8 protein-coding genes, 2 tRNA genes and 1 pseudogene are annotated in these 11955 nt (G+C 71.7%); all 11 read right to left on the reverse strand.

Annotated features, from left to right (window positions below):
* Positions 1 to 87 precede the first annotated feature (87 nt).
* A pseudogene (locus OHA84_RS13470) lies at positions 88 to 1899 on the reverse strand (ComEC/Rec2 family competence protein); the annotation flags it as partial.
* On the reverse strand, positions 1896 to 2768 hold the full coding sequence (locus OHA84_RS13475; RefSeq protein WP_323181914.1) for a helix-hairpin-helix domain-containing protein: 873 nt from the start codon (positions 2766 to 2768) through the stop codon (positions 1896 to 1898). The pseudogene OHA84_RS13470 and the gene OHA84_RS13475, both read right to left, overlap by 4 nt.
* A gap of 353 nt (positions 2769 to 3121) precedes the next feature.
* Entirely contained in the window at positions 3122 to 3967 is an 846-nt protein-coding gene (locus OHA84_RS13480) for a DegV family protein (RefSeq protein WP_053674991.1), read from the reverse strand.
* A 107-nt stretch (positions 3968 to 4074) separates the two neighbouring features.
* A complete protein-coding gene (locus OHA84_RS13485; protein WP_266971526.1) occupies positions 4075 to 4803 on the reverse strand; it encodes a hypothetical protein in 729 nt (242 codons plus the stop codon).
* Positions 4804 to 4998: 195 nt separating this feature from the next.
* The gene (leuS, locus tag OHA84_RS13490) at positions 4999 to 7869 is read right to left on the reverse strand and encodes a leucine--tRNA ligase (RefSeq protein ID WP_053674987.1); all 2871 of its coding nucleotides are present in this window, start codon (positions 7867 to 7869) and stop codon (positions 4999 to 5001) included.
* A 291-nt stretch (positions 7870 to 8160) separates the two neighbouring features.
* Positions 8161 to 8233, reverse strand: a tRNA-Ala gene (locus OHA84_RS13495).
* Positions 8234 to 8457: 224 nt separating this feature from the next.
* Entirely contained in the window at positions 8458 to 8691 is a 234-nt protein-coding gene (locus OHA84_RS13500; RefSeq protein WP_008738908.1) for a hypothetical protein, read from the reverse strand.
* A gap of 143 nt (positions 8692 to 8834) precedes the next feature.
* Positions 8835 to 8907: transfer RNA gene (locus OHA84_RS13505), tRNA-Ala, on the reverse strand.
* Positions 8908 to 9019: 112 nt separating this feature from the next.
* Positions 9020 to 9724 carry a histidine phosphatase family protein gene (locus tag OHA84_RS13510; RefSeq protein WP_371591590.1) on the reverse strand — a complete coding sequence of 235 codons (705 nt, stop codon included), beginning with the start codon at positions 9722 to 9724 and terminating at the stop codon, positions 9020 to 9022.
* Positions 9721 to 10167: a ribosome silencing factor gene (gene rsfS, locus OHA84_RS13515; protein ID WP_053674983.1), complete on the reverse strand. Its 447-nt coding sequence runs from the start codon at positions 10165 to 10167 to the stop codon at positions 9721 to 9723. The genes OHA84_RS13510 and rsfS overlap by 4 nt, the downstream gene beginning before the upstream one ends.
* 129 nt (positions 10168 to 10296) lie before the next feature.
* A complete protein-coding gene (locus tag OHA84_RS13520; RefSeq protein ID WP_266971524.1) occupies positions 10297 to 11946 on the reverse strand; it encodes an LCP family protein in 1650 nt (549 codons plus the stop codon).
* Positions 11947 to 11955 lie beyond the last annotated feature (9 nt).

The following is an 11955-nucleotide window of genomic DNA, read 5'->3' on the forward strand; positions in this document are numbered from 1 at the left end:
ATCGCGGAGAAGAGAAATAGCAGGGAAGAAGATCCGATGTACGACGCGTTCACTGAGACGAGTTACAAGGAATGACACAGAACTGAAGTGCCCGAAGAAAAAGTGCGTCAGCAGCAGCAATGGGATCCTGCTCACACCGAGGTCACGCAGGCAGTCGTCCACGGGCTCGGGATCCGGCCCCGCGTCCACCACGACGGCCGTACCCGGGCTCACCGCGAGGACGGCCGCGTCCCCTTGGCCGACGGCGCACTGTACGTAGGTCCAGTCGGGCGGAGGCCAGCCCTTGAACGGACGCGTGAGTTGTGGCGGCCGCAGGACGGCCAGGAGCAGCAGCACGGCCAGGGCGAAGCAGAGCCCGCGATGGCGCCCCCACCGGACGCGGAGCAGCAGCACGCCGACCGTGGCGGCGACGAGCAGCAGTCCACCGGACAACCCGCCCGGCCAGGGCAGTTCCGCCCCCGGCAGTCGCGCCCCGGCCCGCGCCACCGCGGCGATCCACCCGGCGGGCACCCCGGCACACCAGGCGAGCCACTCGGCGGCGGGCATCCACAGCAGGGCCACCGCCAGCGTCGCGAAACCGAGCACCGTCGCCGGTCCCGTCGCCAGTTCGGCGAGCAGGTTGCACGGGACCGCCACCAGGCTCACCCGGGCGGTGAGCACGACGACCACCGGCGCGCACACCGCCTGGGCGGCCGCGGCGGCCCCCACCGCGTCGGCGAACCTGGGCCGCAGCCCCCGCCGTTGCAGGGCTTCGCTCCACCGGGGGCCGAGGATGAGCAGTGCCCCCGTGGCCAGTACGGACAGCAGGAAGCCGATGCTGCGGGCCAGCCAGGGGTCGTACAGCAACAGCAGCAGGACGGCGGCGGCGAGGGCGGGGACCAGCGACCTGCGCCGCCCGGTGGCGAGGGCCAGCAGGGTGACGGCCCCACAGGCAGCGGCCCGCAGCACGCTCGGCTCCGGCCGGCACACCACCACGAAAGCCGACGTGAGCGCCGCTCCGCACAGGGCGGTGGCCCGCAGCGACAGCCCGAACCGGGGCGCCAGTCCGCCGCGTTCCGCGCGCTGCGCACCGGCCGGGGGGCCGATGAGCAGGAACAGCACCACGGTCAGGTTCGATCCGGACACGGCGAGCAGGTGCAGCAGATCGGTGGCCCGGAAGGCGTCGTGCAGATCGGTCGGCACCCGGGAGGTGTCCCCGACCACCAGCCCGGGCAGCAGCGCCCTGGGGTCGGGCGCCAGTCCTTCGGTGGCCTCCCGCAGGCCGGCTCGCAGCGCCCCCGCGACGCGCTGCGAGGCGTCCGGCCCTCCACTGACCCGCGGCGGGGCGTCGCCGGCGAGACGGAGCAGTGCCACGGCCCGTTCCCCGTCGCGGCCCGGCGCCAACCGGCCCACCGCCTCGACCCGTGTGGAGGGCAGCAGTCGGGCCCAGCCCGGGTGCCCGGCCAGGACCCGTACCGGGGTCTCGACCCTGGTGCGTGTCCCGTCGGGGCCGGTCATCCGGGTCACCACCGCGTCCAATGCCACGGCGGGCGGACCGCCTCCGCCGCGGACGGTACGGGGGTCCGACTCGACGGTGAGTTCCACCGCGACCCGGGCGTGCCCCCGGGCGGCGCCCTCGACGGGTCCGGCGCGCGCCTCGGCCCGCTGGAGCCCCGCCACCCCAGCTCCGGCCGCCGCGCACAGCAGGGCGGCGGCAAGGGCGGTGCCGATCCCCCACGACGGCCCCGGTCGCCAACACCCGGCGAGGAACAGCCCGCCCGCGGCGGCCACCGCGAGGCCCACCCCGACGGCGGTCCACCCGGTTGGTGTCCCCAGCGCGACGGCCGAGGCCACCCACGTGGCCATCGCCGGCGCGAGGAGGCGCAGGTCCGTCGGACCGGACCGCTCGACCCCGTTCACGGCCGCACCAGCGCACGCAGCTCGGAGAACCGTCGTTCGCCGATGCCGTCGACCTGTCGCAGTTCCTCCACGGACCGGAAGCCGCCGCGGGCCGTCCGGAAGTCGATGATGTGCTGCGCGAGCACCGGCCCCACCCCGGGCAGCCCGTCCAGTTGCTCGACGGTGGCGCCGGCGAGACTCAGCGGTCCCGAGCCGGAACCGGGCCCTGAACCCGACGGCCCCCGCCCGGAACCCGAGCCCGGACCGGGAGCGGCGCCGCCTGCCGCCATCGGCTGTGCCGGGACGCCCACCACGACCTGCTCGCCGTCCACCAGCACCCGGGCCCGGTTCAGCCCGGTGGTGTCCGTGCCCGGCCGCACTCCCCCGGCGGCGGCCAGCGCGTCCTCCACCCGCGAGCCCGTGGGCAGCCGCCGCACCCCCGGGTCCCGGACCTTGCCGCTGACGTCCACCACGACCCGGGCCGGGGTCGCCGCCGGGGAGGAGCTGGCGGCCGGAGCCACCACGGCGGGCGCCGTCACCGGCTCCGGCCCCGCCGTCCAGTACCGCTGCGCGGCGAACCCGAGGGCCCCGACCAGGACCACCGCCACGGCGGCCACCGTCCTCGGCTGCATCCCGCAGCGCGCCTGGAGCCACACGGGCATCCGCTCCCGCACCGCGAGCGACCACGCGCCCCGGCCCCCGCCCGCGGGCCCCACCGCCGGGTCACCCGTCGCCACTTCCCCGACGCGCGCCACCGGATCCGCCACCGGGTGCGCCACCGGATCCGTCGCCGGATGCGTCACCGGTTCGGCCACCGGATCCGACCTCACCTCCACGGCCGCCCCGTCAGGTGGCGGAGCCGTCAGCATGGCCTCGGCCCTGCGTCGCACCGCCGACGGATCCGGTCGCGGCCGCCGCCCGACGATCCGAGCCGCCCGACCACGAGAACCAGAACGAGAACGACCATCGCCCCGACCGCCGAGACCACCACCGGGACGGCGGCCCGATCGGTCACTGGAACGGTCGTCGGGACCTTCGCCGAACCGACCGCCGAAACGGTGCGTTCGACCGGGCCCACGGGTGGCCGCGGCAGCGGCCCCCACGGGCCGCGAAGTACGGGTGCGCGTACGCGTTCGAGTCGTCATGGCACGACGGTAGGTGCCTGCCCCGATCCCCGTTCGGAGCCATCAATTCCGGTGGATGAACGACCCGTTGTGGATAATCCGGCCACCCGTTCCGGTGATCAGCGGGGCGAGACGACCGCCGCCAACAGCCCCGGCCCGGTGTGTGCCCCGATCACCGCTCCGACCTCGCTGACGTGCAGCTCGACCAGCCCGGGGATGCGTTCCCGCAGCCGCTCCGCGAGCTTCTCGGCCCGCTCCGGCGCGGCCAGGTGGTGCACCGCCACGTCCACCCGGGCCGTACCGGCCCGCTCGACGGCGAGCTCCTCCAGCCGAGCGATGGCCTTGGAGGCGGTCCGTACCTTCTCCAGCATCTCGATCCGCCCCCCGTCCAGCGTGAGCAGCGGTTTGACCGCGAGGGCCGAGCCAAGGAGCGCCTGCGCCGCCCCGATGCGTCCGCCGCGACGGAGGTAGTCGAGGGTGTCGACGTAGAAGTACGCCGACATGTCCGCGGCCCGCTTCTCGGCGGCTGCCACCGCCTCGTCCGCGGATCCCCCGGCCTCGGAGACCTCCGCCGCCGCGAGTGCGCAGAAACCGAGGGCCATCGCGACCATGCCGGTGTCGACGACGTGGACGGGCACCGGCGCGCTCTTCGCGGCGACCACGGCGGCGTCGTAGGTGCCGGAGAACTCGGCGGAGAGGTGCAGGCTGACGATGCCGGCCGCGCCGGCGTCCGCCGCCGCCCGGTAGGCCCGGGAGAACTCCTCCGGGCTGGGTCGGGACGTGGTGACCGAGCGACGCTTCTGCAGGGCCAGCGCGAGGCTGCGTGCCGAGATCTCGGTGCCCTCTTCGAGGGCCTCGTCGCCGAGCACCACGGTCAGCGGCACGGCGGTGATCCCGTGCCGCGCCATTGCCGGGTGAGGCAGGTAGGCCGTGGAATCGGTGACGATCGCGACATGGCGGGACATGAGCCGGAGGTTACCGCCACAGGGGCCCGTCCGGCAGCCTGGGGCCCATGTCAGGACCCTGTGGGGGATCCTCGGTCCGCGAACGTGACCTCCCCCCGCGGCGGGTGTCAGGTGGTGGGCTCCGGGCGGGCCGTCTTCTGCCACGGGTGGCGCTGCGCCGGCTTGGAGGCGTCCAACGCCGCCGGCCGCGCCGGGCCGGCGCCAGGGGCCGCCGTGGCTCCCGAGGACCGCTCCTGCGCCGCGTCCCAGGCCGCGGCGGCCTCCGCGAGCTCGTCCACCGACTCACGGGACCAGTCCCGCAGCGCGCCCGACTCGACCTCGATCTGCGCGGACAGCGAGGACAGGTCGTCCTGCGCGAAACGTCGCGCCCGGTCGCGGGCGGCCCATCGCAGCGAGTCGGCGGACTCGATGATCTTCGCGGTGCGTTCCCGCAGGTCTGGCAGGAGTTCCGCGGTCCGCTTGCGGTCCGGTTCCTGCTCCAGCCTCTTCAGCTCGTCGTCCAGCTCGTACCCGTGCGTGCTCAATCGCTCGAACAGGCCGATGGACTCCTTCAGCGAGGGGTCCTGCTGCACTCCCCGGTACAGGGCCTGCTGGGTGGCCCGCATCGACGTCCGCAGGTCCAACCGCAGCTGCGCCAGCGCACCCGGGACCCCCACCTGACCGAGGCTCTTCGCCTTCAGGGTGGTGTCCTCGACGGTCCGGCGAGCCTGTGTGATCGTCCGGTCCACGCCGCGCTTCGCCGCCCCGATCACCTTCACGGTGGCCCACGCCCCCAGCCCCAGGAAGGTGAACAGCATCAACAGGGCCACGATGATGAGCACTGAGCCCGGCTCCATGAGGTTCCCTTTCCCCTGCTTTTTCCGTCCCCTCCACCGTAAACGCAACGGGCAGGCCAGGGGTTCCAATCGAACCCCCAACCTGCCCGTAAGGGAGAACCCCCAGCCGCGCCGGATGACCGCTGAACGCCGCCGGACGCCCCCCCCTGACCCCGTCGGATCAGGGCGAACCCCATCGGATCAGGGCGAACCCCGTCAGATGACGATGTTCACCAGCTTCGGCGCCCGCACGATGACCTTGCGGATCTCCGCGCCGCCGAGCGCCGCGACGACGCCCTCGTCGGTCAGGGCCAGCTGCTCCAGGTCCGCCTCGGAGATCGCCGGCGGCACCTCCAGCCGTGCCTTGACCTTGCCCTTGACCTGCACGACGCACGTCACGCTCTCGTCCACGACGTACGCCGGGTCCGCCACCGGGAAGTCCTGGTGGACGACCGACTCGCCGTGGCCCAGCCGGTGCCACAGCTCCTCGGCGATGTGCGGCGCCAGCGGGGCGACCAGGAGCACCAGCCGCTCGGCGACCGAGCGCTCCAGCGGCCGGCCGGCCTTCGTCAGGGCGTTGTTCAGCTCGGTGATCTTCGCGATGGCCGTGTTGAAGCGCAGTGCGGCCATGTCGGCGCCGGCCCCGTCGATCGCCTTGTGCAGGGCCCGCAGGGTGTCCTCGCCGGGCTCGCCGTCCACGACGGTGACCTCGCCGGTCTCCTCGTCGATCACGTTGCGCCACAGGCGCTGCAGCAGACGGTACTGGCCGACGACGGCGCGGGTGTCCCACGGACGGGAGACGTCCAGGGGGCCCATGGCCATCTCGTACAGGCGCAGTGTGTCCGCGCCGTACTCCTCGCAGATCTCGTCGGGCGTGACGGCGTTCTTCAGGGATTTGCCCATCTTGCCGTGCTCACGCTTGACGGGCTGTCCCTGGTGGAAGTAGCCGCCGTCGCGCTCCTCGACCTCGGCCGCCGGGACGTACACCCCGCGCGCGTCGGTGTAGGCGTAGGCCTGGATCATGCCCTGGTTGAAGAGCTTGTGGAACGGCTCCACCGAGGAGACGTGGCCCAGGTCGAACAGCACCTTCGACCAGAAGCGCGCGTACAGCAGGTGCAGCACCGCGTGCTCGGCGCCGCCCACGTACAGGTCGACACCACCGTGCGGGGCGTTCTCGCTCGGACCCATCCAGTACTGCTCGATCGCCGGGTCGACCAGCGCCTCGGAGTTGTTCGGGTCCAGGTAGCGCAGCTCGTACCAGCAGGAGCCGGCCCAGTTCGGCATGGTGTTGGTCTCGCGGCGGTAGCGCTTGACGCCCTCGCCCCGGCCCAGGTCCAGTTCCACGTCGACCCACGCCTCGTTGCGAGACAGCGGGGTCTCCGGCTTCGACGCGGCGTCGTCCGGCTCGAAGGTGCGCGGCGAGTAGTCCTCGACCTCCGGCAGTTCCAAGGGCAGCATCGAGTCGGGCAGCGGGTGCGCGACGCCGTCCTCGTCGTAGACGATCGGGAAGGGCTCGCCCCAGTAGCGCTGGCGGCTGAACAGCCAGTCGCGCAGGCGGAAGTTGACGGTGCCCTCGCCGACGCCGCGCCCGGTCAGCCACTCGGTGATCGCGGCCTTGGCCTCGACGACGCCCAGGCCGTCCAGCGTGATGCCCTCGCCGGTCGAGTTGACGATCGTGCCGTCGTAGGAGGCGAACGCGTCGTCCCACTCCGTCGGGTCGGCGTCGCGGTCGTCGGAGGGCTCCACGACGCAGCGCATCGGCAGCTCGAAGGCCTGCGCGAACGCGAAGTCGCGGGTGTCGTGCGCCGGGACGGCCATGATCGCGCCGGTGCCGTAGCCCATCAGCACGTAGTCCGCGATGAAGACCGGCACCTTCTCGCCGCTGACCGGGTTGATCGCGAACGCGCCGGTGAAGACACCGGTCTTGTCCTTGGCCTCGGCCTGTCGCTCGACGTCCGACTTGGACGCGGCCTGCTTGCGGTACGCGTCGACGGCCTCGCGGGGGTTCGTCGCACCGCCGGTCCACACCTGGCGGGTGCCCTCGGGCCACTCCGCCGGGACGATCTTCTCGATCAGCTCGTGCTCGGGCGCCAGCACCATGTAGGTGGCGCCGAACAGCGTGTCGGGACGCGTGGTGAACACCGTGACGGCGTCCTCGCCGACGGCGAAGTCGACGCGCGCTCCCTCGCTGCGGCCGATCCAGTTCCGCTGCTGCAACTTGATGGCCTCGGGCCAGTCCAGCGCGTCCAGGTCGTCCAGCAGACGGTCGGCGTACGCCGTGATCCGCATGTTCCACTGGCTCAGCTTGGCCTTGAAGACGGGGAAGTTGCCGCGCTCGGAGCGGCCGTCGGCCGTGACCTCCTCGTTGGCCAGGACGGTGCCCAGCCCGGGGCACCAGTTCACGGGCGCGTCGGAGGCGTACGCCAGCCGGAAGCCGTTCAGCACGTCGGCCCGCTCGCCCGCGGTCAGCCCGGCCCACGCGCGGCCACCCGGAACCTCACGGGAGCCGTCCTCGAAGGCGGCGACCAGCTCGGCGATCGGCCGGGCCTTGGCGGCGTCCGTGTCGTACCAGGAGTTGTAGATCTGCAGGAAGATCCACTGGGTCCACTTGTAGTAGTCCGGGTCGATCGTGGCGAACGAGCGCCGCCGGTCGTGTCCCAGACCCAGCCGGCGCAGCTGGACCTTCATGTTCTCGATGTTCGCCTCGGTCGACACCCGCGGGTGCGTGCCGGTCTGCACGGCGTACTGCTCGGCCGGCAGGCCGAAGGCGTCGAAGCCCAGGGTGTGCAGGACGTTGTGGCCGGTCATCCGCTGGTGACGGGCGAAGACATCGGTGGCGATGTACCCCAGCGGGTGGCCGACGTGCAGCCCCGCGCCGGACGGGTACGGGAACATGTCCATGATGAACTTCTTGGGGCGCGCGACGACCGCGGGGTCCCCGGCCAGGTCACCCGTCGGATTGGGGGCCTCGTAGGTCCCTTCCGCGTCCCATACGTCCTGCCAGCGTGCCTCGATGTCGGCGGCCATGGCAGCCGTGTAACGGTGCCCCTCGGCCGCCTCGGGGGCCGGGGTGTTCGTCTCGCTCATGATTTCTGAAGCTCCATCGATCGTCTCTGCCGTCTCTGCCTGCCCAAACGAAAAAACCCCTCGCACAGGAGGGGACGCCGCGCCGATGCCGACCGCATCCTTGGGGCTCGATGGGGTCGGGACTGATCAGCGCGGCTCGGTAAGCAGAAGGCGTACGGCACGCATGGCGTCAGGGTACCGCAGCGGCCCCCAGGGCCGCTCGGCCCTTCCGACGTGCGGACACGCCCTTCCCGCGTGCGGACACGACGAGAAGCGGGCCACCCGATCCGGGTGGCCCGCTTCTCTTCACTGTGGAGCTAAGGAGAATTGAACTCCTGACCTCCTGCATGCCATGCAGGCGCTCTACCAACTGAGCTATAGCCCCTTGTTGTGCTTGTCGTTCTGGTTTCCCTTGCCGGTTCCCCTTGGCGACGTCCCAAACATTACACGGTCATGGCCCTGGTCCAAAAATCGGTTTCGGCGACCTCGGGCCATGTCCGAAATACTCCACTCCGTCACACGTTCAGGCCGTACCGGCCCAGCAGGCCGCAGGGGCCACGCGTGCCTCGCCGGTCACTCGCGCCGTACCGCTCGCGTCTGCCGCGCGGGTCACGCTCTCGCGAATTGATAGAACCGTTTGAGCGTGCAGTGTTCGTCGAGCAGGCGGCCATAGATCGGTTCCCCTTCCAGCTCGCGGTAGGTCTCGATCGGGTCGCCTTTTATGATCAGCGCCCGCGCGCATTCCTCGCACCAGTACTGGTAGTCGGGATTGACCGGGTCCATGTCCCGCACGATCGGCGTGCCGTTGTTGCACCAGTCGCACCGCCGCCGGTGTGCACCCATCCGTCAGCGACTCCCTCCCGCGTCGGGCCGTCGTGTCCCCCTCCGGCCGTCCGATTCTGCCATGCCGGTACGGGCCAGGTCAGCCGACGCCAAAGGAACAAACGCAAGGATCCCGCCCCCTGTTGGGGACGGGATCCTGATTGTGGAGCTAAGGAGAATTGAACTCCTGACCTCCTGCATGCCATGCAGGCGCTCTACCAACTGAGCTATAGCCCCGCTCTCCGCCACGCTTCCCCCGTTTCCGGTGTTCCGCGCTGCGAACAAGAAGAACTCTAGCCTGTGACCAGCCGGAAAGTGAAATCCGGGTGGAAGCCTCCGAGAGCAGCGCTCAGTCGTCGTCGCCGAGCACCGGTTCCGGCAGCGTGCCGGCGTTGTGCTCCATCAGACGCCAGCCGCGCGCGCCCTCGCCGAGGACGGACCAGCAGCAGTTGGAGAGCCCGCCGAGACCCTCCCAGTGGTACGAGTCCAGGCCCAACAGGCGGCCGATGGTCGTGCGGATGGTGCCGCCGTGGCTGACCACGACCAGCGTGCCGCCCTGCGGCAGCCGGTCGGCGTGGCCCAGCACGACCGGGGCGGCCCGGTCGGCGACCTCGGTCTCCAGCTCCCCGCCGCCGCGGCGGACGGGTTCGCCGCGCTTCCACGCCGCGTACTGCTCGCCGTACTTCGCGAGGATCTCGTCGTGTGTGAGGCCCTGCCACTCGCCGGCGTACGTCTCGCGCAGCGCCTCGTCGTGCTCCACCGCGATCCCCGTGACGGCGGCCAGTTCGGCGGCCGTGTCGGCGGCCCGCCGAAGGTCGGAGGCCACGATGGCGTCCGGCCTCAGCGAGGCGAGCAGCCGGGCGGAGCGGCGCGCCTGCGCCACACCGGTCTCGGTCAGCTCGATGTCCGTGGAGCCCTGGAAGCGGCGCTCCAGGTTCCAGGCGGTCTGACCGTGTCGCCAGAGGACGATCTTCCTGCCGGTCCTGCCCGAACCGGAGCCGGACGAGGTGTCCGTCCCGGTCGATGCGGTCGTGCCCGTGTCGGTCCCGCTCAGAACAGATCACCGTCCAGTTCGTCGTCGCCCTGCGCCTCGCGCAGCTTGGCGTGCTCCTCGGCCTTGCCGATGGTGAGCTTGGCGTCCTCGGGGAGCTCGATCTCGGGGCAGTCCTTCCACAGGCGCTCCAGCGCGTAGAAGACGCGCTCCTCGCTGTGCTGGACGTGGACGACGATGTCGACGTAGTCCAGCAGGATCCAGCGGGCGTCGCGGTCGCCCTCACGGCGCACCGGCTTGGCGCCGAGCTTCTTGAGCAGTTGCTCCTCGATCTCGTCCACGATCGACTTGACCTGGCGGTCGTTGGGCGCGGAGGCGAGCAGGAAGGCGTCGGTGATCGACAGCACGTCGCTGACGTCGTACGCGATGATGTCGTGCGCGAGCCGGTCGGCCGCGGCCTGGGCGGCGGCGGTGATGAGCTCGATGGAGCGGTCCGTGGCGGTCACTGGCCATGCTTTCGGGTTGGCGGGCAGATCCTTACAAGGGTCTCATGTACCGCCGACCCCGCCCGCGCGGAACGTTCCGCGCGGGCGAAATCACAGTTCAGGGCCGTGTGCGGGCCGGATCCGGGAGCGTCAGGACGTCTTGTAGTCCCGACCCAGGACCACCACGACGTCCGCGTTGACGACGTTCTCGGCCTTCTTCACGGCCGTCTCCGGCAGCCCCAGTGTCTTGGCCACCTCGACGGCCCGCTCCCGCTGGGCGTCGTCCTGGTAGGTGATCTGCGAGGTCGCGGCCGTGTCGTCGGCCTTGCCGCCGTCGACGAAGGTGTAGCCGCCGTTGAGCAGGGCCGCCTTCGCCGCGGTCTGCGTCTTCTCGTTCCCGGTGGCGTCCCTGAGACCCACCCGGGGGGTGGCGCCGGGCTGCGCGGCCGTGGCGGAGCCGCCGAGGACCTCCTTGACGATCTTCTTGTTGGCCTCGTCGGTGAGGCCGCCGTCCGGCTTCACCCCGAGGAGGTCGGTGCGGTAGTCGCCCACCTTGGCGTGCTCACCGATCCGCGACAGCAGGCCGCCGAGGTTCTGCGCGTCGAGGGCCGGGTCCAGGATCTGGCCCATGCTCTCGACCGTGGTGGCCGCCGCCTTCGGGTCGGCGGGGATCTTCCGCAGGACCGCGTAGAGCACCTTGCCCAGCCGGTCCAACTGCCTGGCCTCCGGCTCGCCCTGGCCGCGGTGGGTGGCGTACGCCACGGCCATCGCGCCGTTGAGGCTCTGCTTGGCGCCCTTGCCCACCGCCGGGGTCTTGGCCTTGTCGTCGGCCGGGACCGCGGTGTCGGTGTCCACCTCGATGCCCCCGATCAGCTCGACCAGGCTCTCCAGGAAGGGGGTGTCCAGGCGCCAGGTGCCGCCGATGCGGGTGCCGAGGACCGAGTCGAGCGCGTCCTTGGTGCCGAGGCCGCCGCCCTCGACGGACTTGCCGAGTGGGATGCCCGTGCCGTCGTTCTGGGGGACGTCGAGGGTGTTGGGCACCAGCACGGTGGCGCCCTGCCCGGTGGTGACGTTGTCGACGAGCAGCGCCGTGGAGGTGCCGCCCTTCTTGGTGTTGAGCACGTGGACGACGATCATGTCGCGCTTCTGGGCGCCGGGGGCGGCCGCGGCGCCCTTCTTGTCACCGGGGCCGTCGAGGAAGGGGATCTTGCCCGCGTACCAGAGGTAGCCGAGGCCGCCGACGACGAACAAGGCGAGCACGACGATCAGCGCGACCACCCGGTTGCGGCCCCGGCGGCGGATCTCCTCGCGGCGCTCGGTGCGGCTCTCGGTGAACGCGAGCCAGTCGATGACGTCGTCGGACTCCTCGTCCGGCTGGTCGATGAAGGCGAACATCCCGGTGTTGTAGTCCCGGTCCGCCTCTGCCCCGGCGTCGGGCCGGCGCGGCTCGGGGATCCGGGACGCGGCGGGCTCCGGGGCCGGTTCGGGCTCCGCGGGCGCCTGTGGGGCGCCCTGCTGCGGGATCCACTGCCGGGTCTGCTGCGGCTGCTGGTACTGCTGCTGGTCGTAGGTCTGCTGCCCGTACGTCTGCTGGTCGTAGCCGTACTGCTGCGGCTGCTCGTACCCCTGGTAGTGCTCCTGCTCGTACGACGGGCCCGGCTGCTGCTGCTCGTACCGGGGTGCCTGGTCGGCGGGCTGCGCGGGCACCGGGCCGTACACCGGCCGACCGTACGCGTCGTAGCCGACGAGCTGTCGCTCCTGGGCGGCGTACGGGTCGTACGGATCCTGTCGGTCGTTCACCGCGGGCCC

It is taken from the genome of Streptomyces sp. NBC_00513 (assembly GCF_041431415.1).
Classification (GTDB): domain Bacteria; phylum Actinomycetota; class Actinomycetes; order Streptomycetales; family Streptomycetaceae; genus Streptomyces.

What these genes read in the sequence shown, in the direction of transcription:
- OHA84_RS13480 (WP_053674991.1), bottom strand. Translation starts at nt 3,967, where the DNA reads ATGTCCCGCCATGTCGCGATCGTCACCGATTCCACGGCCTACCTGCCT.
- OHA84_RS13485 (WP_266971526.1), bottom strand. Translation starts at nt 4,803, where the DNA reads ATGGAGCCGGGCTCAGTGCTCATCATCGTGGCCCTGTTGATGCTGTTC.
- leuS (WP_053674987.1), bottom strand. Translation starts at nt 7,869, where the DNA reads ATGAGCGAGACGAACACCCCGGCCCCCGAGGCGGCCGAGGGGCACCGT.
- OHA84_RS13500 (WP_008738908.1), bottom strand. Translation starts at nt 8,691, where the DNA reads ATGGGTGCACACCGGCGGCGGTGCGACTGGTGCAACAACGGCACGCCG.